At 72.1% G+C, this 21,899-nt stretch carries 23 protein-coding genes; 9 read left to right on the forward strand and 14 right to left on the reverse strand.

Annotated features, from left to right (window positions below):
- From ABD127_RS07650 to ABD127_RS07660, 3 genes are all read left to right on the forward strand, one after another.
- Window positions 1-377: SDR family NAD(P)-dependent oxidoreductase (locus ABD127_RS07650; protein ID WP_344199537.1), on the forward strand; the 377-nt coding region annotated here is incomplete at its 5' end.
- A 5-nt stretch (window positions 378-382) separates the two neighbouring features.
- Window positions 383-1,510 (forward strand): DUF5938 domain-containing protein, encoded by a 1,128-nt coding sequence (locus ABD127_RS07655; protein WP_344199539.1) that lies wholly within the window; start codon window positions 383-385, stop codon window positions 1,508-1,510.
- A 7-nt stretch (window positions 1,511-1,517) separates the two neighbouring features.
- Complete coding sequence (locus tag ABD127_RS07660) at window positions 1,518-3,047, forward strand: AMP-binding protein (protein WP_344199542.1); 1,530 nt, start codon at window positions 1,518-1,520, stop codon at window positions 3,045-3,047.
- Here the strand turns inward: ABD127_RS07660 and ABD127_RS07665 are convergent.
- The 4 genes from ABD127_RS07665 to ABD127_RS07680 all read right to left on the reverse strand — a co-directional run bounded on the left by ABD127_RS07665 (window position 3,040) and on the right by ABD127_RS07680 (window position 6,528).
- On the reverse strand, window positions 3,040-3,675 hold the full coding sequence (locus tag ABD127_RS07665; RefSeq protein ID WP_344199678.1) for a response regulator: 636 nt from the start codon (window positions 3,673-3,675) through the stop codon (window positions 3,040-3,042). The genes ABD127_RS07660 and ABD127_RS07665 overlap by 8 nt on opposite strands.
- A gap of 34 nt (window positions 3,676-3,709) precedes the next feature.
- Window positions 3,710-5,017, reverse strand: coding sequence for a sensor histidine kinase (locus ABD127_RS07670; RefSeq protein WP_344199545.1), 1,308 nt, complete (start codon window positions 5,015-5,017; stop codon window positions 3,710-3,712).
- Window positions 5,018-5,093: 76 nt separating this feature from the next.
- The gene (locus tag ABD127_RS07675; RefSeq protein ID WP_344199548.1) at window positions 5,094-5,837 is read right to left on the reverse strand and encodes a YqjF family protein; all 744 of its coding nucleotides are present in this window, start codon (window positions 5,835-5,837) and stop codon (window positions 5,094-5,096) included.
- Between the two features lie 67 nt (window positions 5,838-5,904).
- Entirely contained in the window at window positions 5,905-6,528 is a 624-nt protein-coding gene (locus ABD127_RS07680; protein ID WP_425545800.1) for an alpha-ketoglutarate-dependent dioxygenase AlkB, read from the reverse strand.
- A 72-nt stretch (window positions 6,529-6,600) separates the two neighbouring features.
- Here ABD127_RS07680 and ABD127_RS07685 point away from each other — a divergent pair, with 72 nt between their 5' ends.
- The 3 genes from ABD127_RS07685 to ABD127_RS07695 all read left to right on the forward strand — a co-directional run bounded on the left by ABD127_RS07685 (window position 6,601) and on the right by ABD127_RS07695 (window position 8,380).
- Window positions 6,601-6,888, forward strand: a complete 288-nt coding sequence (locus ABD127_RS07685; protein ID WP_344199550.1) for a hypothetical protein — start codon at window positions 6,601-6,603, stop codon at window positions 6,886-6,888.
- Between the two features lie 123 nt (window positions 6,889-7,011).
- Window positions 7,012-7,161, forward strand: a complete 150-nt coding sequence (locus ABD127_RS07690; protein ID WP_344199553.1) for a hypothetical protein — start codon at window positions 7,012-7,014, stop codon at window positions 7,159-7,161.
- An 82-nt stretch (window positions 7,162-7,243) separates the two neighbouring features.
- On the forward strand, window positions 7,244-8,380 hold the full coding sequence (locus tag ABD127_RS07695) for a YeiH family protein (protein WP_344199556.1): 1,137 nt from the start codon (window positions 7,244-7,246) through the stop codon (window positions 8,378-8,380).
- A 17-nt stretch (window positions 8,381-8,397) separates the two neighbouring features.
- Here ABD127_RS07695 and ABD127_RS07700 read toward each other — a convergent pair whose 3' ends face one another.
- The 4 genes from ABD127_RS07700 to ABD127_RS07715 all read right to left on the reverse strand — a co-directional run bounded on the left by ABD127_RS07700 (window position 8,398) and on the right by ABD127_RS07715 (window position 10,836).
- Entirely contained in the window at window positions 8,398-8,676 is a 279-nt protein-coding gene (locus ABD127_RS07700) for a DUF2516 family protein (RefSeq protein ID WP_344199558.1), read from the reverse strand.
- Between the two features lie 80 nt (window positions 8,677-8,756).
- Complete coding sequence (locus ABD127_RS07705; protein ID WP_344199561.1) at window positions 8,757-9,308, reverse strand: SH3 domain-containing protein; 552 nt, start codon at window positions 9,306-9,308, stop codon at window positions 8,757-8,759.
- Complete coding sequence (locus ABD127_RS07710) at window positions 9,305-9,796, reverse strand: helix-turn-helix domain-containing protein (RefSeq protein ID WP_344199564.1); 492 nt, start codon at window positions 9,794-9,796, stop codon at window positions 9,305-9,307. The genes ABD127_RS07705 and ABD127_RS07710 overlap by 4 nt, the downstream gene beginning before the upstream one ends.
- A gap of 113 nt (window positions 9,797-9,909) precedes the next feature.
- Window positions 9,910-10,836 carry an asparaginase gene (locus ABD127_RS07715; RefSeq protein ID WP_344199567.1) on the reverse strand — a complete coding sequence of 309 codons (927 nt, stop codon included), beginning with the start codon at window positions 10,834-10,836 and terminating at the stop codon, window positions 9,910-9,912.
- A gap of 68 nt (window positions 10,837-10,904) precedes the next feature.
- On the opposite strand from ABD127_RS07715, the gene ABD127_RS07720 reads away from it, so the two are divergent.
- Window positions 10,905-11,987, forward strand: a complete 1,083-nt coding sequence (locus ABD127_RS07720) for a mannose-1-phosphate guanylyltransferase (RefSeq protein ID WP_344199569.1) — start codon at window positions 10,905-10,907, stop codon at window positions 11,985-11,987.
- Between the two features lie 251 nt (window positions 11,988-12,238).
- Here the strand turns inward: ABD127_RS07720 and manA are convergent, their stop codons facing one another.
- Window positions 12,239-13,417 carry a mannose-6-phosphate isomerase, class I gene (gene manA, locus ABD127_RS07725; protein ID WP_344199571.1) on the reverse strand — a complete coding sequence of 393 codons (1,179 nt, stop codon included), beginning with the start codon at window positions 13,415-13,417 and terminating at the stop codon, window positions 12,239-12,241.
- A gap of 46 nt (window positions 13,418-13,463) precedes the next feature.
- Window positions 13,464-15,245, reverse strand: a complete 1,782-nt coding sequence (locus tag ABD127_RS07730; protein ID WP_344199573.1) for a DEAD/DEAH box helicase — start codon at window positions 15,243-15,245, stop codon at window positions 13,464-13,466.
- Between the two features lie 126 nt (window positions 15,246-15,371).
- On the opposite strand from ABD127_RS07730, the gene ABD127_RS07735 reads away from it, so the two are divergent.
- Window positions 15,372-16,694 (forward strand): tyrosine-protein kinase domain-containing protein, encoded by a 1,323-nt coding sequence (locus ABD127_RS07735; RefSeq protein ID WP_344199576.1) that lies wholly within the window; start codon window positions 15,372-15,374, stop codon window positions 16,692-16,694.
- 143 nt (window positions 16,695-16,837) lie between these two features.
- Here ABD127_RS07735 and ABD127_RS07740 read toward each other — a convergent pair whose 3' ends face one another.
- Genes ABD127_RS07740 through ABD127_RS07750 form a run of 3 tightly spaced genes read right to left on the reverse strand, consistent with a single transcriptional unit; the run spans window position 16,838 to window position 18,819 of the window.
- The gene (locus ABD127_RS07740; protein ID WP_344199579.1) at window positions 16,838-17,383 is read right to left on the reverse strand and encodes an arsenate reductase/protein-tyrosine-phosphatase family protein; all 546 of its coding nucleotides are present in this window, start codon (window positions 17,381-17,383) and stop codon (window positions 16,838-16,840) included.
- 1 nt (window position 17,384) lies between these two features.
- Entirely contained in the window at window positions 17,385-18,341 is a 957-nt protein-coding gene (gene ygfZ / locus ABD127_RS07745; protein ID WP_344199582.1) for a CAF17-like 4Fe-4S cluster assembly/insertion protein YgfZ, read from the reverse strand.
- Window positions 18,328-18,819: a heme-binding beta-barrel domain-containing protein gene (locus ABD127_RS07750; RefSeq protein WP_344199585.1), complete on the reverse strand. Its 492-nt coding sequence runs from the start codon at window positions 18,817-18,819 to the stop codon at window positions 18,328-18,330. The genes ygfZ and ABD127_RS07750 overlap by 14 nt, the downstream gene beginning before the upstream one ends.
- A gap of 148 nt (window positions 18,820-18,967) precedes the next feature.
- Here ABD127_RS07750 and ABD127_RS07755 point away from each other — a divergent pair, with 148 nt between their 5' ends.
- The gene (locus ABD127_RS07755; RefSeq protein ID WP_344199588.1) at window positions 18,968-20,080 is read left to right on the forward strand and encodes an LCP family protein; all 1,113 of its coding nucleotides are present in this window, start codon (window positions 18,968-18,970) and stop codon (window positions 20,078-20,080) included.
- A gap of 6 nt (window positions 20,081-20,086) precedes the next feature.
- Here the strand turns inward: ABD127_RS07755 and ABD127_RS07760 are convergent, their stop codons facing one another.
- The gene (locus ABD127_RS07760) at window positions 20,087-21,850 is read right to left on the reverse strand and encodes a DUF4012 domain-containing protein (protein WP_344199591.1); all 1,764 of its coding nucleotides are present in this window, start codon (window positions 21,848-21,850) and stop codon (window positions 20,087-20,089) included.
- Between the last annotated feature and the right edge of the window lie 49 nt (window positions 21,851-21,899).

Here is a 21,899-nt window from a genome sequence, read left to right on the forward strand (position 1 = left end):
TCGTCAACGTCGCCTCGGTCGCCGCGACGATCGCCTTCCCCGGCATCGCCGTCTACTCGGCCACGAAGTCGGCGGTCGACCGCCTGACCCGCGTCGCCGCGATGGAGGCCGGCAAGCTCGGCACGGGCGTCCGCGTGAACTGCGTCTACCCCGGCCTGGTGCCGACCGAGATGGGCGCCGGCCTGGCGAACGACGTCGCGAAGCTCGGCCTGTTCGAGTCGCCCGAGGCCGCCGTCGGTGCGGTCATCGAGCTCACGCCCGCCGGACGTCTCGGCGAGGTCGAGGACATCGCGGACGCGGTGGTCTTCCTCGCGTCGGACGCCGCGAGGTTCATCACGGGTGCCGGACTGCCCGTCGACGGTGGGATGGGGATGTGAGCGCCATGTCGGACAAGCGAGTCGTGGTCTACGGAGCGTCGGGCTACACCGGTCGGCTGGTGTGCGAGTACCTGCGCGAGTACAACGTGCCGTTCATCGCGGCCGGACGCAGCGAGGAGACCCTCACGACGTCGATGGCGAGCCACGTCGCCGGCGTCGAGACGGCCGACTTCGAGGTCGTCGCGGTCGAGCACGACGTGGAGTCGCTGACGCGGCTCTTCGCGGGAGCGGACGTCGTGCTCAACACGGTCGGCCCGTTCAGCGAGCTGGGCCCCGCGGTCGTCGAGGCCTGCCTCGCGTCGGGCGCGCACTACACCGACACGACGGGCGAGCAGGACTGGCTCGTGACGTGCGACGAGACGTACGGCGCCGACTTCGCCGCGGCCGGACTCCTCCTCTCGCCGGGCCTCGCGCAGATGTACACGACGGGCGAGATCGCGGCCCAGCTGTGCCTGGAGACGCCCGGCCTCGACACGCTCGACATCGCGGTGTTCTGGGGCGGCAGCCCCACGATCGCGTCCACCCGGACGATCCTGGTCAACGCCGCGACCTCGGCCGCGCAGTACCTCGAGCAGAACCAGTACGTGCCGTTCGACCCCGAGGCCGGCCTGGTGCCGCTCGTGGTGCCGGGGCAGCACGAGCTGGCCCTGTCGCTGCCGTGGGGCGGCACGTCGCACCCCGTGTGGTTCAAGCGCGACCCCCGCGTCGCGAACTGCAAGGCGCAGGGCGGCGTCTTCAACGCGGCGCTGATGCACGGCGTGCCGCAGATCGTCGCGGCGGCGCTGGAGGCCACCAAGGACATGTCGCCCGAGGACCGCGACGCGGCACTGACGGAGACGGCCCTGCAGGTCATGAACGTCATGCCGCCCCGGGAGAACCCGCGGGTCAACAAGTCGCTCGACTCCGTGCACGCCTCCGGCCCGCTGGGCCGGGCGCACTGCGTGATCCACGGCAACAGCAACTACAAGCAGACGGGCCTGCTCCAGGCCTACGCCGCCTACTCGCTGCTGCAGACCCCGCCGTTGCGGGTCGGCTTCGCCAGCGGCTGCCAGGCCTTCGGGCACCGTGAGCTCCTCGGCGTGCTGCGGGCCTTCGGCCTGGTCGCCGAGCCGCGCCTGACCGTGCACGCCTGAGGCACCGATGCGACTCGTCGACTACCTCGACAAGGGGGCCTCCGTCGACCCGGAGGCCCCCTGCCTCACCCTGGACGACCGGTCCTTGACCTACCGCGAGGTCCAGGGGCTGGCGGCACGGATCGCGGCCGCCCTCGCCGCCCAGGGCGTGCGCCCCGGCGGCAAGGTCGCGATCCTCTCGGCCAACGACCCCACGTCGTTCTCGTGCGTCTTCGGCATCAGCCTGGCCGGCGCCGTCTGGTGCCCCATCAACCCGCGCAACGAGGCGGCCGAGAACCGTGACCTGCTGTCGGCGTTCGACTGCGAGGTGCTGATCTACCAGGAGGCGTTCGCGCCGTTGGTCGACCGCATCGCCGACGACCTGCCGGGCGTGCACACCTTCGTGTGCGTCGACGGCAGCCCGGTCCGCGGGATCGACTGGGACACGTTCCTCGAGCCCGCCGAGGCCGTCGAGGCGCGCGAGCCCGAGGGCGTCGCGATGCTGGTGGGCACGGGCGGCACCACGGGGAAGCCGAAGGGCGTCCTGCTGACCGAGACCAACCTCGAGACCATGACCAGCATGACGTTGATCGGCTACCCCTTCGGCCGCCGCCCCGTCTACCTCGCGATCGCGCCCCTGACCCACGCGGCCGGGGTGCTGTGCCTGCCGGTCCTGGCCCTGGGCGGCGAGATCGTCATCATGCGCAGCCCCGACGTGCACCGCTTCCTGGAGCTCGTGGAGCACCGGCGCGTCACGCACACGTTCATGCCGCCGACGCTGATCTACGCCCTCCTCGGGAGCGACCGGCTCGACGCCACGGACCTGTCGTCGCTGGAGTGCTTCTGGTACGGCGCGGCTCCCATGTCGGTGACCCGCCTCGAGGAGTCGTTGCGCCGGATCGGGCCCGTCATGGGCCAGCTGTTCGGGCAGACCGAGGCGCCCATGATGATCTCGATGCTGCCACCCGCGGAGCACTTCGAGGCCGACGGCTCGGTCGCCACCGGCCGGCTCGCCTCGGCCGGCCGGCCCGCGCCGCTCGTGACGGTCGAGATCATGGACGAGGACGGCACGCTGCTCGCGCGCGGGGAGCGCGGCGAGGTCGTCGTGCGCAGCTCGCTGGTGATGGCCGGCTACTACCGGAACCCGGAGGCCACGGCCGAGGCGTCCGCGTTCGGCTGGCACCACACGGGCGACATCGGCTACCTCGACGACGACGGCTACCTGTTCATCGTCGACCGCGCCAAGGACATGATCATCAGCGGCGGCTTCAACGTGTACTCCACGGAGGTCGAGCAGGCGGTCATGGCGTTCGACGGCGTCCGCGACTGCGCCGTGCTCGGCCTGCCCGACGAGAAGTGGGGCGAGCGGGTCGTGGCGGTCGTGCAGGCCGAGCCGGGGACGCCGATCGACGGCGATGCGCTGCGCGCGTTCGTCAAGGAGCGCATCGGGAGCGTCAAGACGCCCAAGGAGGTCCACGTGTGGGACGACCTGCCGCGCTCCAAGGTCGGCAAGGTCGTCAAGCCGGAGATCAAGGAGCAGCTGCTCGGGGTCACCTGAGGAAGGCGAGCACGGCCTTGACGCGACGATGCTGTCCGTCGTCGGCGTGGAGGCCGAGCTTGGCGAAGATCCGTTGCGTGTGCTTCTCGACGCCGCCCTCCGTGACGTGGAGGCGGGCGGCGACAGCGGCGTTCGAGAGGCCCTCGGCCATCGCGGCCAGCACGTCGCGCTCGCGCGGCGTGAGCTGCTCCAGCGGGTCACGGCGGCGGCGCATGAGCTGGCCCACGACCTGGGGGTCGAGCACCGTGCCGCCGCCCGCGACGGACGCGACCGCGTCGAGGAACCCGGCGAGCTCGCTGACGCGGTCCTTCAGCAGGTAGCCGACGCCGCCGTCGCCCGTCGCGAGCAGCTCCTCGGCGTAGGAGACCTCGACGTACTGGCTCAGGACCAGGATGCGAGCCTCCGGCGTGGCCCGCCGCACCTGCACCGCGGCCCGCAGGCCCTCGTCGGTGTGGGTCGGCGGCATGCGGACGTCGACGAGACACAGGTCGGGCCGGTGCTCGGCGTGCGCGGCCACGAGAGACGGCCCGTCGCCCACGCCCGCGACGACCTGGTGCCCCGCCTCGGCGAGGATCAGCTGAAGACCCTCGCGCAGCAGCACGGAGTCGTCGGCGACGACGATGCGCAGCGACATGTGGCCCTCCCTGTTCGACGCCCCCGGATCATCCGGCCGTGGGGACCTCGGCCCGCACGACGGTCGGCCCGTTCATCGGCGAGGTCACCGTCAGTGTGCCGCCCAGCCCCTGCACCCGCTGCTCCAGGCCCGCCAGACCGGTGCCCTTGCCCGGGTGGGCCCCGCCGACGCCGTCGTCACTGACCTGGGCCACGGCGCGCCCGTCGGCGACGCCGACCGCGACCTCGACGCGGAAGGCGCTGGCGTGCTTGGCCACATTCGTCATCGCCTCGGCCACGACGAAGTACAGGCAGGTCTCGACGTGCGGGGCGAGGCCGTGCAGCGTGTCGGCCTCGAGCCGCAGCGTGACGGTCTCGTCGTGCCGGGCGACGAGCTCCTCGAGCGCCGGGCCGAGTCCACGATCGACCAGCAGCGGCGGGGCGATGCCGCGCGAGAGCGCCCGGAGCTCGTCGATCGCCTCGCGGGCGTGCCCGTAGGCCACGTCGAGCGTCTCGCGGGCCAGGGCCGGGTCGTTCTCGATCTGCTGCCGGGCCCGGCCGAGGTCCATCGCGAGACGCACCATGCGCTGCTGCGGCCCGTCGTGGATGTCGCGCTCGAGCCGGCGCAGCGAGGCGGCCTCACCCTCACGGGCCGCGTCGCGCCCTCCGGTCGCCCGGCGCACCTCGGCCTGCAGGCTCGCGCGGCTGCTGAGCATGACATCGGCCAGGCTTGCGTGCACCAGGGCGGCGAGCCGCATCACGAGCGGGGCGAGCAGCAGCGCCACGACCCCGAACGCGGTGTTCAGCCAGATCTCGGCGGCCCGCGAGTCGCCCAGGCCGATCAGCTCGGCCAGACCCTGCTGGTCGGGTCCGTCGGGCAGCCACTGCTGCCAGAACCAGTACGTGGCGCCGTTCAGCACGACGGCCCACCACGAGATCGCCAGGACACCGGCGAACAGCCCGGTCGCGAACGCGAGCAGCGACCACGCGATGTCGAGCCACGACTGCGGGTCGCGCAGCGAGGCCGTCACGCGGCGCAGCCAGCCGTCGCCCGGCCGGCTCGTCAGGTACTCCGGCGTGGGCGCCTCGCGGCCGAGCATCGAGCGCAGGCGGACCCGTTCGAGGTGCGCGAAGCCGCGGGCCGCGAAGGCCGTCGCCGCGAGGACCGGCAGGCCCAGGACCATCCAGGCCAGCGAGACGCCCGCGACGACCCCGGTCAGCACGAGGCTGAAGGAGACGATCACGATCGGCAACGCGGTCAGGGCGTAGCCCGTGTCGGCCGCGAGACGCCGGATGACGCCGGGCCGGCGGACCTCGGACTCGCTCGCGGACAGCTGCATGGTCTCAGTCTCGATCATGCCGACGACGCTACGAGCGAGCGGCAGTGCGCAGGAGCCGGTGAACCGGACGATCCGGTGTCGGGCTGGCCCGACGTCATGGGGTCGACGGGCGCACGAGGCGGGGCAGGCCGAACGACGTGTGCACGGGGTCGGTCGTGAGGACCGAGACGGGCGGGTCGCCGACGACGCCGGGCAGGCCGGCGGCGGCCACGAGGCTGTCGTCCAGTGCCAGCAGCTCGCCCTCCCGCAGCACCCACGGTGCGTGCGTGTTCGGCACCCACCAGGTCCGCCCGAGGTGGCGGGTGTGCAGTCCGAAGCGCGCCGAGAGGAAGACCGAGAGGTCGTCAGGGTCGTCGATCACCGGTCCCCGACGCACCACGAGCCGGCCCCCGGCGCCACGCGGCGACGGCCAGCGTCGGTGGGTGCGGAAGTCGAGCACGTCACCGTCGCTCACCATCGACATCCGGGCCCACGTGTACGGGGTGGCGAAGGCGAGACGGGCGGCGAGGCTGACCAGCAGACGATCCGCCTCGAGCGACCGGAACACGACCCCGTGGCGCCCCTGGTCGTCGACCGAGTACAGCCGCACGTTGGTCTCGAGGAAGTCGCCCAGCCAGGGGATCGCCGGCCCCCGGCCGAGGCCGGCGCGCCGCATGACGAACGGGACGAGGCCGACGTAGGTCGATCCGCCCAGCACGTCGGGCCGGGTGCCGCGGGGCAGCAGCGGCGCGACCCGGTCCGGATCGACCGCCCAGTGCACGTAGACCAGCTGGTCCCACGTCTGGCGCATGATCCGGGGTCCGGAGAGCACGGGCGGGTGCGGGTCGAGCTTCGTCACCTCCTCATCCTCGCCTCGCCGGGCGCCTGCGGCCCGCTGAGCGGGTGTGACGCTCCCGACCGACGGCTCAGAGCACGCCGCGGGGGCGGAGCTGGACCGAGATGCGGGGCCCGACCGGCTTGGAGGTCTTGAGCACCGCGTGGTCCCACGTGCGCTGGCAGCTGCCGCCCATGACCAGGAGGTCGCCGTGACCGACGACGAAGCCGATCGCCTCGCCCCCACCACGCGGCCGCAGGCTGAGGCGGCGCGGGGCGCCGAGGGAGACGATCGCGACCATCGTGTCCTCCTCGCGACCACGCCCGATGCGGTCGCCGTGCCAGGCGACGCTGTCGCGGCCGTCGCGGTAGTAGCAGAGCCCGGCCGAGACGAACTCCTCCCCCAGCTCGTCGGCGTAGTGGCCGTTGAGCGCCCGCCGCATCTCCTGCAGCGACGGGTCGGGCCAGGTGTGGTCCGGCCCGAAGTGGGCCAGGAGCCGCGGCACGTCCACGACCGACTCGTACATCTCGCGACGCTCGGCCCGCCAGCGCACCGTGGTCTGCAGCGTCAGGAAGAGCGGGTCGGCGCCGTCGACCCACCCGGGCCGGACGTCGACCCACGCCCCGTCGCCGAGGTCGCGGCGCTGCACCCGGCGCCCGAGCGTCCCGAGCGTGGGGACCTCGGCGTGGTCGAGCAGCGACGCCTGGAAGTACACGCCGCCATGATAGGCCGGAGTCGAACGGATGTTCTAGGCCCGGTGGCGTGTCGGTCCACCTAGACTGTCGACGTGACTCCGGCCTGGGACGCGCTGATCGGCGCCTTCGAGCGAGCGGTCGGCGGCGCGCCGGTGGACGCGTCCGCGTTCGAGCCGCTCGTCAGCGCCGCGATCTCGGACGGCACGGTCGACTCCGAGCTCGACCCGCACCGGACCGCACGCCTCCTCGCCGCCCTCGCCACGGGCACGCACGGGATCGGCCCGGACGACTCCGACGTCGCCACGGCGCTCATGGTCGCGACACGGTGGATGCACCCGCCGCGCCTCGGCGCGCGGCGCGAGTCCGGCCCGGCCGTCTGACCCCCGTCGCGGATACCCCGGAACTCCGGTGGCCGCTGCGCGGTCTTGCAGGACGAGATGTCGATGAGGCGTCGCCGAGCGCTGCCACGGTGGCACGACACGAACCCCATCGGAGGCACTCTCATGTCCGAACCCATCACCCCGCCGTCCGCCGACGTCGACGACGCGCGCCGCTTCGCCCTCTCGGAGGACTGGCTGGCCACGATCGCCGGCCTCGCCGTCGTCGCGCTCGCCGCGGCCGGCGTCATCACCGCCGACTGGATCCCGCTGTGAGCGAGCGCCAGCGAGAGAACCGAGGACACGAAGCAGCGCCGCTCCCGTATGGTCGCGCTCTTTCTGACACGGGGGCGGCGCTGTGAGCGAGCGCCGGGCGACGGAGCAGGGCCCGCTCGAGGACTCCGTCGTCAGCCTGAACCGGGGGCTCTGGACCGGGGCGTTCCTCGCGGGGCTCGTCGCCGTCGTCGTGGGTGGCGTCCTGGCGCGCTACCTGGCCGTCAACGTGCCGGAGTGGACCGCCGACGGCGGAGCGGCCGAGCTCGGCGCCGCCGTCGAGTACCCCGTGTACGCGATCGCGATCGGCCTGCTGCTCAACGCGGTGCTGGCCCTGACCGGCGTCCGCGACCGCATCGCGGTGGGCTTCCGCACCGAGTTCTTCATCAAGACCGGACTCGTCGTGCTCGGCGCGACGGTCCTGCTCTCGGTCATCGTCCGCGCCGCAGGACCGGCGATCCTGCAGGGCCTGCTGCTCATCACGGGCGTCTTCGCGTTCACCTGGTGGTTCGCGGGAAAGCTCGGGCTCGACGACAAGCTGCGAGCACTCCTCGCGTCGGCCGTGTCGATCTGTGGCGTGAGCGCAGCGATCGCGGCGGCCGGCGCCGTGCGCGCGAAGCGGGAGCAGCTCGCGTACACCGCGAGCCTGGTGATCCTGTTCGCGCTGCCGTCGATCTTCGTCCTGCCGTGGCTCGCCGACCTGCTGGGCCTGTCGCCCTCGGTCACGGGAGCCTGGCTGGGCGGCAACATCGACACGACGGCCGCGGTGACCGCCGCCGGCTCGATCGCCGGCGAGGAGCCGCTCCAGATCGCCTCGATCGTCAAGCTGACGCAGAACGCCCTGATCGGGTTCGTGGCGGTCGGCCTGACCGCCTGGTTCGCGTTCAAGGTCGAGCGCAGCAGCGAGGGCGCCCCGAAGGCGATCGAGCTGTGGCACCGGTTCCCGAAGTTCGTGCTGGGGTTCCTGGCGGCGTCGGTGCTGGCCACCGTCTACGCGGAGCAGGCCTCGGCAGCGAACCTCGAGCAGTTCGAGAGCACGATCAAGGTCTTCCGCGACAGCTTCCTGACGCTGGCGTTCGTCTCGATCGGGCTGGAGTTCAAGGTCACCTCGCTGCGCGAGGCCGGCTGGCGTCCGGTCGGGGTGTTCGCCGCAGCAACCCTGGTCAACATCGGCCTGGCGCTCGCGCTCGCCTCGATCCTGTTCGCGGGCTTCACGCTCTGACGGCCACGGTCAGGGGCTCACCAGGAGCGGGACGAGCCCCTGATCTGGGCCAGGTAGACCAGCGCGGCGACCGTGCCGACGAGGTTCAGCAGCGACAGCGGGTTCCACCAGATCAGGTGCGCCGCGACGGCGATGCCGAGGATCAGGAGCCACGCGTTCTTCGAGAGCGTGTCAGCGCCCGCGAAGTCCCCCGCACGGCGGGCGACGCAGTCGCCGAGGGCGAAGGCCTTGACGACGAACAGCACGATCGTCAGCAGGAGGGCGATCGTGGACTGCAGGGAGCCGAGTTCGAACACGGGAGCAGCGTAACGACCACGGGCGGACCGACATCCCCGAGAGTGGGATGTCGGTCCGCCCGTGGCGTGTGCGAGGGGACTCAGGCGTTGGTCGCCGGGGCCTTCGTCGCGGGCGCCTTCGTGGCCGGAGCCTTCTTGGCAGCCGGAGCCTTCTTGGCAGCGGGCGCCTTCTTGGCGGTGGTCGTCTTCTTGGCAGGAGCCTTCTTCGCCGGGGCCTTCTTGGCCGGCGCGGCCTTCGTGGCGGTCGCCTTGGCCGGGGCCTTCTTGGCGGCCGGCGCGGTCTTCGCGGGCGCCTTCTTGGCCGGGGCCTTGGTGGCGGCCGGCGCGGTCTTCGCCGGGGCCTTCTTGGCGGGGGCCTTCTTGGTCACCTTGGCGACGGTCTCCGAGACGGTCTCCTCGGCCTTGTCGGTGTAGACCTTGACGGCCGAACGGACGTCGTCGGCGGTGACGGACTTGGCAGCGGCGACGAGCTCCTCGGCGCGCTTGGCCAGGTCGGCGTAGGCGCCGGCGGCGGAGGTCTTGGCCTTGCCCTGCAGCTCGCTGACGTCGATCTTCGCCAGCTCGTCGGTCAGGGACTTGACGTCCTTGGCGATGGCCTTGATGCGGGTGTTCACGGAATCGGTGATGCTCATGGTGCGGTGTCCTCCTGGACGTTGGTGTTCTCGGTCTGTACCTCGGGCTGCCCCTCGGTCTGTTCGGACAGCTCCAGCGCCAGCTCGTCGCCCGTGGCGACGTCGGCGCCGACGAACGAGCGGTAGATGTCGAGCAGGGTCGACTTCTGTCGCTCGGTCAGCCGTGGGTCGAGGGCGATGGCGTCCTCGACCATCCGAGGTCCGCTCCGGTCCACGTCGAGAATTCCCGCGCGTACGTAGAGCGACTCGGCCGAGATGCGCAGTGCTTTCGCGATCTGCTGCAACACCTCTGCCGACGGACGACGCAGGCCTCGTTCGATCTGGCTGAGGTACGGATTCGAGACGTCCGACTCCTCGGCCAGCTGACGCAACGAGAGCTGGGCCTGGCGACGCTGCTCGCGGAGGTACTCGCCGAGTCCCCCCACGGTGTCCTTGACCGTGTCCTTGACGACGCCAGTCACGCCGTCGGTCGAGGTCAGCTTCGCCATGCCTCCAGCATGCTTGCAAAAGTTAGCAAGTGCAAGCAGAGCGGCGAGCGACGTGAGTCACAGCAAATGGAGCGGTGGCCAGGCCTCTGACCTGCGGCGATGCCCGTCGGGCGTCAGAACGCGGGGCGGACCTCGCCGACCGGGCGTCCACCGCCGAGCACGGCCGGCCTCGGCTCGGGCAGCACGACGGGTCCACCGAGCAGCTCGACCGCGCGTGACATCGCCACCGTGAGCGCGCGCGCTCCCCCGTCCTCGATCTTGCCGACCAGCGCCGAGCCGTCGGGCCAGCCGACGACCATCGTGCTCTCGGCGGCCGTCTTGGCGATCGCGCCCGGGAGTCCTGTGATGAAGTGCCGCTCGGTGCTGCGCGTGCCGCTGACGTGCGTGGGATGGGCGGTGATCGCGTCCACGAGCCGCCGGGTCTCCGGCGTCGCCCCGGTCGCGACGCGGCCGATCGCTCGGGCGAGCCCGAGCACCGTGGTCGCCAGCAGCGGGGCGCCGCACCCGTCGACCCCGACGACGGGTGGAGGCGCGCCCGTCTCGCGCGTGAAGACCTCCGTGACCTGCTGCTGCAGCGGGTGCTCGGGGTCGAGGTAGCTCTCGATGGGCCAGCCCTGGCGGGCGCACGTCAGCAGCATCGCGGCGTGCTTGCCCGAGCAGTCCATCAGGATCGGTGCCTTGCCACCGCCCTCACGGATGACGCGGGCGTGCTCGTGGGGCGAGTCGGGCCAGGAGGCGGGCGTCTGCAGGGCGGACTCGTCGAGCCCGGCGCGCGCCAGGATCGCGCGGACCACGTCGAGCTGGAAGACCTCGCCGTGGTGGCTCGACGTCGCGATCGCGAGCTCGGCGCCGTCCAGCGGCAGGCCGGCCTCGAGCATCGCGAGCGCCTGCAGCGGCTTGTTCGCCGACCTCGGGAAGATCACGGTGCCGGGGTCGCCGAGGGCCCAGTCGACCTCCCCCGCCGCGTCAACGTGCACCAGCACGCCCCGATGACGACTCTCGACGAGTCCCGACCGCTCGACCTCCACCAGCACGTCCATCTCGCCAGCCTAGGACCGTGTCGCCGATCCGGGGGCCGGGCCCGCCGCCCACGACTACGCTGACCACCGTGACCTCGCGCCCTGCCCTGGACGACCTCCACGCCATCGTGCCCGCCGGCGGCTCCGGGACCCGGCTCTGGCCGCTGTCGCGGCAGGCCCGCCCCAAGTTCCTGCTTGACCTGCTCGGGGACGGGCGCACCCTGCTGCAGCAGACGTGGGACCGGCTCGAGGACCTCGTGGGTCCCGATCGCATCCACGTCGTGACCGGCATCGCCCACACGAGCGGCGTGCGCGAGCAGCTGCCCGACCTCTCGCACCTGGTCGTCGAGCCGTCGCCCCGTGACTCCATGCCGGCGATCGCGGTCGCCGCGGCGATCATCGCCGAGACCGATCCCGACGCGATCATCGGCTCGTTCGCCGCTGACCACGTGATCGACGACCATGCCGCCTTCGCCGACGCCGTCGCCCAGGCGGTCGTCGCGGCCCGCACGGGCCTGCTCGTGACGATCGGCATCACGCCCGCCTCGCCGTCGACCGCGTTCGGCTACATCGAGGGCGGCGACCCGCTGGAGGTCGACGGCGCGCCCGCCGCGCTCACGGTGCGACGCTTCGTCGAGAAGCCCGACCTGCCGACCGCGCAGGAGTACGTCGCGAGCGGGGCCTTCAGCTGGAACGCGGGCATGTTCGTCGTCCGCGCCTCGGTCCTGCTCGACCACCTGGCGCGCCTGCAGCCGACCCTGCACGACGGCGTGCGCGAGATCGCGCGGTCCTGGCGGACCGCCCAGCAGGACCTCGTGCTGGCCCGGATCTGGCCGACGCTGACCAAGATCGCGATCGACCACGCGATCGCCGAGCCCGTCTCGCTCGAGGGCGGCATGGCGGTCGTGCCGGGCCGGTTCGGCTGGGACGACATCGGTGACTTCGCGGCCCTCGCCGACGTGGGCGCCGCGTCGAGCCCCGGCACGATCTTCGTCGACGCCGACGGGCTCGTGATCTCCGGCGACGACACGACCGTGGCGGTCGTCGGACTGCACGACGTGGTGATCGCCCGCACCGCGGACGCCCTGCTCGTCACGACGCGGGAGCACAGCCAGCGCGTCAAGGAGGTCTCGGCCGCGCTCCAGGAGCTCGGCCGCGCCGACCTGCAGTGAGCGCGCGCTTCGTGGGCTGAGGAACCCCCTTCGAGGCTCCTTCGTCGCACCTCAGGGGGCGGTCAGCCCTCCGCGCCCCCAGTGCGAGCGAGGCACGAGCGAGCCTCGAAGGGCACACCGTCACCACCCAAACGTCACCCCATCGCTGAGGAACCCCCTTCGAGGCTCCTTCGTCGCACCTCAGGGGGCGGTCAGCCCTCCGCGCCCTGAGGTGCGAGCGAGGCACGAGCGAGCCTCGAAGGGCGGGCGACTCAGACGAGATCGATGAGGCGGCCGGCGATCTCGTCGTCCGGCGTGAACGCCACGGCGACCTCGCCCGAACCGACGACCTCCACGCGGCCGTCGGCGGCCTCGAGGAACACCGAGTCACCCCGCACGAGCGGGAGGCGCTGGCCGCCCTCGGCGACGAGCTCGACCCGCCCACCCGTGCACAGCGCGATGCGGCGCCCGGCGCCGTACAGCTCCACACCGCTCGCCGTGAGCGCGACCTGGGTGACAGCGAGGGCGAACTCGTCGACGTCGGGCGCGAACACCTCCGTCTCGGTGCCGACGACCTCCGGCGTGATGCGTGCCAGGCGCGACATGCCGCGCTCGAGGCACGTCACGAGCCCCTCGGGGTCGACGTGCTTGCTCGTCAGGCCGGCGCGCAGGACGTTGTCCGAGGAGGTCATGACCTCCAGGCACATGCCGTGCAGGTGGGCGTGGATGATGCCGGCGCCCAGGAACGCCGCCTCGCCCGGCTGCAGCGTGACGCGGTTGAGCAGGAGCGTCAGGACCAGGCCGGAGTCGCCCGGGAAGTGCTCGAAGACCTCCAGGACCGTGACGTAGGCCCGCTTGACGTCGACGTGCTGCGCCACCAGGCGTCGGCACTCGTCGACGATCGCCGTGATCTCCTCGGCCGTCGGCGGCTCGTGGAGCAGCTGCTCGACGATGCGGACGATGCCGTCGAAGCCCGGCTTCGCGCGCAGCTCCTCGGCCAGGCGGCTCGTGACCTCGGTGTCGAGGCCGTCGAGGACCCGCAAGATCTCGGCCGTGGGGCGGAACCCCACGAGCGTGTCGAACGTCGTGAGCGCGTAGGCCATCTCGGGCTTGTGGCGCGGGTCCTTGTACGTGCGGTGCGGGGCGTCCAGCGGCACTCCCGCGGCGTTCTCGGCCTCGAAGCCGATCCGCGCGAGCTGCGCGTTGGGGTGCACCTGCAGCGACAGCGGACGGCCCGCCGCCAGGATCTTCATCATGTAGGGCAGCTGACCCGCGACGCCCGACAGCGACGACGTCTCGCCCTCCACCTCGATCTCGGAGGGGCTGAGCTCGTGGGTGCCCATCCAGATCTCCGCGAGCGGCCTCCCGTCCGGGGAGGCACCGAGGAAGTGCGGGATGTCGTCGGAGGAACCCCAGTCGTAGTCGCGCGAGGCGTTCCGCAGCCGATGCATGGGCGCCATCGTATGTCGACGGCCCTGCTGCGGGACGAAAGGCCCGTCAGTCGCGGCGCGCCGAGTGCCGCGGCTTGCGCGGACCACCGGACGAAGGTCCCGCGTACCCGCCCTGACGGCCGCCACGCGGCCCGTCGCCACGGTTGCGGTTCGGCGGCGGGCCGTCGTCGAGGCGCAGGTCGATGAGCTTGCCCGAGATGCGGGTGTCGCGCAGGGCCTCGAAGACCGCGTCCGGCAGGCCGGAGGTCAGCTCGACGATCGCGTGGTCGGCGCCGAGCGTGATCTTGCCGAAGTCCGACCGCTTCAGTCCGCCCTCGTTGGCCAGGGCACCGACGATCGCCGACGGGCCGATCTTGTGACGCTTGCCCACCGCGAGGCGGTACCGCGTCCAGTCGCCCGACTCCGCCGAGTCGAACCGGCGGCCACGCTCACCGCCGCGGTCACCGCGGTCGCCCTCCTCGCGGGGGGCGCGCTCGCGCCGCTCCCGCGGCTCGTGGCGCTGCTCGTCCTCGGGGCGCAGGAAGAAGTTGGGGTCGTCGGCACCCAGCACGGCCAGGGCCGCGGCGACGTCGGTCATGTCGACCCCGTGCTCAGCGGCGTAGCCCTCGACGAGCGCGCGGAAGGCGTTGACCTGCGGCGCGCCGAGGCTCTCGGTGATCGACTCGGTGAACTTCTCGGCGCGACGGGAGTTGACCTCGTCCGGCGAGGGCACCGACATCTGCTCGAGCGTGCGACCCGACACCTTCTCGAGGGCCGAGAGCATGCGACGCTCACGCGGGGTCACGAAGACGATCGCGTCGCCGCTGCGGCCCGCGCGGCCCGTGCGGCCGATGCGGTGCACGTAGGCCTCGGTGTCGTGCGGGATGTCGTAGTTGATGACGTGCGTGATGCGGTCGACGTCGAGGCCGCGGGCGGCGACGTCGGTGGCCACGACGATGTCGATGGCCCCGGACTTCAGTCCCCCGACGATGCGCTCGCGCTGGGCCTGGACGAGGTCGCCGTTCAGGGCCGCGGCGTCGAAGCCCCGACCGCGCAGCCGCTCGGCCAGGTCCTCGGTGGACTGCTTGGTGCGCACGAAGATCAGCAGTCCGTCGCCCGACTCGACCTCGAGGAGGCGGGTCAGCGCGTCGAACTTGCCGTGGTGGTGCACGCCGATCCAGCGCTGCTTGACGGTCGAGGTCGACCGGATGCTGGCGTCGATCGAGACGTCGACCGGGTCGTCCAGGTACTTCTTGGCAAGACGGCGGATCGCGGGCGGCATCGTGGCCGAGAACAGTGCGACCTGCTTCTCGTCCGGGGTGTCGCGCAGGATGCGCTCGACGTCCTCGGCGAAGCCCATCGTCAGCATCTCGTCGGCCTCGTCGAGCACGAGGTGGTCGAGCCCCGACAGCTCCAGGCTGCCGCGCTCCAGGTGGTCGATGACGCGACCGGGCGTGCCGACCACGACGTGGGCGCCGCGCTCCAGGCCGCGCAGCTGCGCCGCGTAGCCCTGGCCGCCGTAGACGGGGAGCACGCGGATGCCGGGGAGCTTCGCGGCATAGCTCGTGACGGCGTCGGCGACCTGCAACGCGAGCTCACGGGTGGGCGCCAGGATCAGGGCCTGCGTCTCGGAGCGGTCGGGGTCGAGGCCGTCGAGCATCGGCAGCGCGAACGCGGCCGTCTTGCCGGTGCCGGTCTGCGCCAGGCCGACGACGTCGCGACCGGCGAGGAGCTCGGGGATGGACCGGGCCTGGATGGGGGTGGGGGTCTCGTACCCGAGGTCGGAGAGCACCTCCACGAGCCCGGCCGACAGGCCCAGGTCGGCGAAGGTGGACGGGGTGGAACTCATGCTGCTCCGATGATCGGCGAGGTCGCGGTGCAGCGCAACGTCACCAACATCAATCAGCGCATCACCGGCGGGATCTTCATACCGTAGTGTTTCGGCCAGTCCGGACCGCAATCGGGAGGAAGACTCGTGCGTCACACCCTGGCCTCCATCACGCGCCGGTGGCCGATCGTGGCCGTCGTGACCCTCGTCGGGATCGGCCTGGCCGCCCTCGCCGTGACCTTCCAGACGCCGCAGTACACGGGCACCGCCGAGGTGCTCGTGCAGCAGACCGGCGCCGACGGTCCGGCCTCCCCCGGTGCCCGCGTCGTCGCCTCGTACGCCGCGACGCTCGAGGGCACCGACCTCGCCGAGGGCGCGGGCGTCGAGGCTCCCGTGACCGCCGAGGTGCGGGACGGATCGGACGTCGTGGCCCTCGCGGTCGACGGTGACACGCCGGAGCAGGCCCGCAATCGTGCCGAGGCCGTCGTCGACGCGTTCACCCGGTGGATCGAGGACCGCGCCGGCGAGTCCGGCCTGACCGCCACGGTCGTGTCCTCGCCCGCGTCGAGCGACTCCCCCACGAGCCCCGACTGGGCCCTCTACCTGCTCGTCGGCGCCGTCCTGGGCCTCCTGGTGGGCGCCGTCACGGCCCTGGCGCGCTCCGGCGCCCCGCCGGGCGTCGGCACGGCCGACGACGCCAAGTCCCTGACCGATGCACCGGTCCTCGGAACGGTCGCCCAGGACCCGGACATGTCCGAGCACCCGCTGCTGTCGCAGCTGGAGTCGAACCATCCCCGCCGCGAGTCGATGCGGATCCTGCGCACCAACCTGCAGTTCCTCGACGTCGACTCCCCGCAGCAGGTCATCACGATCACCAGCGCCCTGCCGGGCGAGGGCAAGTCCACGACCTCGTCGTCGCTCGCGATCGCCCTGGCCGAGACGGGCCGCCGCGTCCTGCTGATCGACGGCGACCTGCGCAAGCCGCGCCTCGACGCCATGTTCGGCCTGGAGCGCACGGTCGGCCTCACGACCGCCCTGGTCGGCCGGGTCTCGCCCGAGTCCGCCGTGCAGCCCACCCGCACCGCCGGGCTCGACGTCCTGACGAGCGGCACGCTCCCGCCGAACCCGTCCGAGCTGCTGCAGACCGAGGCGATGCTGAACCTCGTCGGGCACCTCTCCGAGAGCTACGACCTCGTCCTGATCGACGCGCCGCCGCTGCTCGCCGTCACCGACGGTGCCCTCCTCGCGGCGCTCTCGGACGGCGCCCTGGTGGTCGTGCGGCACGGCCGCACGCGGCTCGACGAGCTCAAGGGCGCCGCCGAGCGCCTGCAGGCCGTCGGCGCCCGCGTGCTCGGCACCGTCATCACGATGACGCCGCGGCGCTCGACCTCGCGCTACGGCTACGGCAGCGGCTACGGGCCGGAGTTCTTCGCCCGCGAGACCGAGTCCGGCTCCCGCCGCCGCCGCTGAACAGCACACCTCGAAGGCGGCACGTCTTCCGCGCCCTGAGGCGCGACGAGGAACGAGGAGCCTCGAAGGGCGTCCCGCCACCCGTGGCCGACGAACCCCCTTCGAGGCTCGTACCTCGCACCTCAGGGGGCGGCAGGCGAACCTCAGGGGGCGGAGGTGGCCACCAGGGCGTTGAGCCGGGTCGAGATCGTCGTGCACGCCTCGTCGATCTGGTCGGCGACCGTGCGGTAGACGGCCGGCTTGCGGCGGAACGGGTCGACGACGTCGAGGCTGCCGCGTGCGCGGCTGCGCAGCCGCGCGGCCTCGGCGACGAGCGACTCCGGGTCGTCGGCCTCGATGGTCGCCGCGAGCTGGGCGAACTCGACCAGCGTGAAGGTGCGGCGCAGGGCCTCGGGCGAGCCGCCCAGGATCGACGACCGGTGGTCGGTCGTCGCGGTCAGGATGAGTCCGGCCGACGCGACGAAGTAGTCGTCGATGGGGTGCGAGCGGAACGAGCCTGGCGTGAGGCCGAGCCGCATGAGCTCCATCGCGGCCATCGCGTCCATGGGCTTGTCGACCCAGCCCCGCACGCCGGCGCTGGCCACCTCGAAGTGCTGCGGGTCGAGCCGGTCGCGCAGCACCATCTCGATCAGGGGCGACCGGCAGATGTTGGCGGTGCAGACGGCCAGCACGGCGAAGCGGTGCTGCACGTCAGCCCCGCATCGAGGGTCGGACGTGCAGCCCGACCTCGGGATCGACGACGACCTCCTGGGAGGCCGCGACGCCGTCGACCTCCAGCGGTGCGGCGAGATCGACCGACCGCTTGAGCAGCGCCAGCGCGATGGGGCCGAGCTCGTGGTGGCGCGCCGAGGTGCCGACGGCTCCGACTCGACGGCCGTCGGCCGCGGTGACGTCCGACCCGCGGGCCGGGAGGTGGTCGACCGAGCCGTCGAGGTGCAGCAGCGTGAGCCGACGCGGCGGCCGCCCCAGGGTGTGGACCCGGGCGACGGTCTCCTGGCCGCGGTAGCAGCCCTTGTCGAGGTGCACCGCGACGTCGAGCAGGCCCGCCTCGTTGGGGATCGTGAGCTCGTCGGTGTCGAGCCCCACCCGGGCGCGTCCGTCGGCGATGCGCGCGGCCTCCCAGGCCCACGTGCCGACCGGGTCGCCGAGCTCGCCCGGCAGGTCGGTGAGCGTGGCGCGCGGCCGCAGCTCCCAGGCCAGGCCCGGCAGGCCGATGACCGCCTGCTCGTCGGTGACCTCGCGGACCTCGACCCGCGACATGAAGCGCATGCGGTCTAGCCACGCCACGAGCGGCGCCGCGGCACCGGGCTCGGTGTGCGCCCAGACCGTCTCGCCGTCGTCGACCAGGTCGAAGCCGTGCTCGATGCGCCCTTGCGGCGACAGGATCAGCGCCGACGTCGTGACACCGGGCGCGAGGTCGCGCACGTGCTGGGTCGACAAGTCGTGCAGCCACGTCAGCCGGTCGGGGCCGGAGATCGTCAGGACGTCGCGGTGCGACAGGTCGACGAACGTGCCGCCCGCCTCGAAGCGGCGCTGCTCGTGGACGATGCTGCCGTAGTGCGCCGCGACCCCGGAGTCCGGAGCGTCGCCGAAGACCGCACCCGGCAGGTCCAGGAGCGGCGAGCGGCGGGGCTCAGACGCGCTCAAGCTGACCCCACAGGTGTGACTGCATCTCGTGGCCCTCGGCCGCCATGTCGTAGGCGTACATCAGGCGGCTCTCGACCAGGCCGTAGAGGCGCTGGCCGGCGGTGTACTCGGTGGCGGACGCCGTGCGGGCGACCAGGTCGGTCGCGAGCTGCAGCCGCGGACCGTCGGTCGCGCCGTACCAGACCTCGGCGTGACCGCTGGGGTGCGCGAGGACCATCTCGATGCCGTCGTCGGTCGGACGCAGGAAGCCCGTCTCGAGGGCGCCCGGGCCCGTGCGGTTGCCCTGGTCGTCGGTCGTCCACGCGCGGCTGAAGTAGTGCAGGAACGGTCGGGTGTCGTGCGCGAACACGAGCTCCTGCTCGAACGAGTAGGGCTCGATCGTCGGGTACTCGCCGCGACCGTTGCCGTGCCACGTGCCGAGGAGCCACGCGACCGGCACCAGGGACGGATGCAGGTCACCGGGGATCTCGAAGGCCATGTCTCGAATCCTACCGGCGGGCGTGTGACGCTCCTCATCGGTGAGGACCGACACGACATCCTGGTTGGGCGGCGGAAATTGGGCCGGACCCGGCACAATAGGACGACGTGCCCGCAGCCGCCGGCATGACGAGGTGGAAGAGAGCAGCATGTCCGGAGGTCGGGAGACGTCGCGCAAGTACCGCGACGCCGGCAAACGACGCATGGGCGGGCTCCCCTTCCACCGCCGTCACCGCCGTCTGCTGCTCATCCTGCTGACGATCGTCGGCCTGCTGCTGAGCTCGGTCGGAGCGTATGCCTACCACCTGAACAAGCAGCTCTCGAACTTCGGCCGCGTCGACATCAGCACGGTCCAGTCCGGCGAGCCCGACCCCGACGAGGGACGTGCGCTCAACGTGCTGCTCCTGGGCTCGGACATGGCCGAGAACGACGAGGGCGGGTCCTCGATCGAGGAGGACGCGACGCTCGAGAACTGGCCGTCGGGCAAGTACCGCAGCGACACCCTCATGATCGTGCACATCCCGGCCGACCGCACCGGCGTGCAGCTCATCTCGATCCCGCGCGACACGTACACGACGATCTACGACGAGGACGGCGAGCCGCGCAACAAGCAGAAGATCAACGCGGCCTTCTCGCAGTACGGTCCCGCCGGCGCGATCGCGACGGTCCAGGCCCTGACCGGCATCCAGCTCGACCACCTGGCGATCATCGACTGGGAGGGCTTCAAGGACATCACCTCCGCCGTCGGCGGCGTCGAGGTGACGATCCCGGAGACGTTCACCGATCCGCAGCAGGGCATCACGTGGGAGGCCGGCACCAAGGTCATGGAGGGCGAGGAGGCGCTCGCGTACGTCCGCACCCGCCACGGCCTCAAGCGCGGCGACTTCGACCGCATCGCCCGCCAGCAGAACTTCCTGCGCAGCGTCATGAACAAGCTGCTCTCGCGCGGCACGCTGACCAACCCGATCAAGCTCTCGAACACGCTCGAGGCCCTGTCGAACAACATGACGCTCGACTCGAACTGGAACCCCTCGAGCCTGCGATCGCTCGCACTGTCCCTGCGCGGAGTGAGCTCCGAGACCGTCGCGTTCATGACCGCGCCGGTCGCCACGACGCAGGACGTCTCCGGCATCGGCAACGTCGTGATCCTCAAGGAGGACCAGTCGGCCGAGCTCTGGGAGGCCGTCGCCGCCGACCAGGTTGGCACCTACATCACGGCCTACCCGGACGAGCAGCTCCCGGGCGCCGACGAGGTCAGCTGACGCCGGTCAGCAGGACGAGCGGAACGCCACGTCGCTCTGACCGGGGCTGATGCCCGGAGTGGTCAGCAGACGGCCGTCGGCGGTCTGCCCGGCGCCACCCGTCATCGAGACGCGGACGTCGCTGGTGGCGCCCGGCGCGAGCTGCACCTCGACGTAGGCGACGATCCGGTCGCCCTCGACGTGGGTCTCGAGGGGGACCTCGGCTCCGTCGACCGTGACGGTCCCGACCGTGCCGCCGGACGGCGTGTAGGCGCGGACGCGCACCACCATGGTGCCCGGCGGGGCGTACGGCGCCAGGCCGAGGACCGACAGCGGCAGTCCGGAGGGGTCCGTGGGGACCGTCGAGCGCAGCTGCGTGCGCACCGAGAGCTCCTGCTCGTCGTCCTGGCAGCTCGCCGAGCTGACCGTCGTCGTGCTCGAGAGGTAGTACTCGAGCTTGGCCTCGGTGCGGTCGGACAGGAAGACGCCCACGGAGGGGACGTCGGTGTCGGGGTCGAAGCGGCCGGCGACGACGTCGTCGCCCAGCTCCTTCTCGAGGCCCTCGTCGCGGAACCACACCAGGACCCGACGCTCGCCCGCGGCGGTCGCGAGGCCGCGCAGGACGGTCGACGGGTCGCCCTGTCCCGCCGTGAAGACGTCGAAGACCGCACGGGCCGTGCTCTCGAAGAAGGCGTTCTGGCTCGCACCGTCGGGGTAGTTGACGTACGACTGGTTCAGCAGGACGTCGACGGCGTTCTCGGGCGTCAGGACCGACCCGTCGCTCGCCTGGATCGGGCCGGTGCCGACCAGGAGGTAGGCCAGGGTGACCGGATCCACCGAGACCACGCCGTCGACCAGGACGCCGCGGTTCGCCGCGAAGATCGCCGAGGCCAGCTCGGCCGAGCGCGGGTAGTGCGGGTTCAGCATCGAGTTGCGGAAGTCCGTGCCGATCGTCGTGCCGTAGAGCGCGAGCTCCTGGGTCGTGAGCGGGGCTGCCGCCGAGGGCAGCGGCGGCAGGTCGCTCGACGAGCCGGTCTCCAGGATCGAGATCCGTCCGCCGTCGGCCTGCACGAGCAGCCAGGTGCCCGGGACACCGCCCAGGGGCCGGATCTCGGCGTTGCTCTGCACCGCGACGAGGTACGTGCGAGGGCCGTCGGCACCGAGGACCTGCGGCAGCACGTCGGAGGCGCGAGCCGCGGTGTCGAGCACGGTGCCGACCTCGAGCAGCTGGTTCTGCGCGGTCACGACCGGACGCCGCAGACGGCCGAACAGGCCGCTGGTGTCCAGGTCGCCGACCTCGTCGATGACGGCCCGGTAGGCGTCCGAGCTCTCCGAGAGCGCCGGAGCGATCGAGGTGAACAGCGTGGGATCGATGACGCTGTCGCGGACCGTGAAGTTGTCGGCCTCGAGCTGGCCCGCGACGTCCATGAGGGGCGGGAGCGCGTCGTTGACCGCGACCGACAGGCCGGACGAGATCGTGCTGATCGCCTGCGCCTCGTCGCCGACGATCGGCAGGTGCCCCGCGACCCACCACAGGGGACCGTTGGAGTTGTCGTGAGCGCGGTCGGCGAAGACCGTGAGCTGGTCGAGCGCCGCCTCCGCGGTCTCCTGGTCACCCGAGATCAGAGCCGTGCGCAGGACGTCCGACTGGTCGGCGGCCTTGGAGAGGGACAGGGTCGCGAGCGTGGCCTGGAACGCCATCCACACGAAGGTCAGGCCGAGGACCACGGCAACCGTGATGAGCACGCCGCGGCGGGTCCACTCCGACGGGGTCAGTACGTCACGCAGCACGGTCCAGCCTTTCGGTCATCGTCCCCAGGACAGCACGACGCCGGGTCAC

The organism is Aeromicrobium alkaliterrae (genome assembly GCF_039529015.1).
In the GTDB taxonomy this organism is placed as follows: domain Bacteria; phylum Actinomycetota; class Actinomycetes; order Propionibacteriales; family Nocardioidaceae; genus Aeromicrobium; species Aeromicrobium alkaliterrae.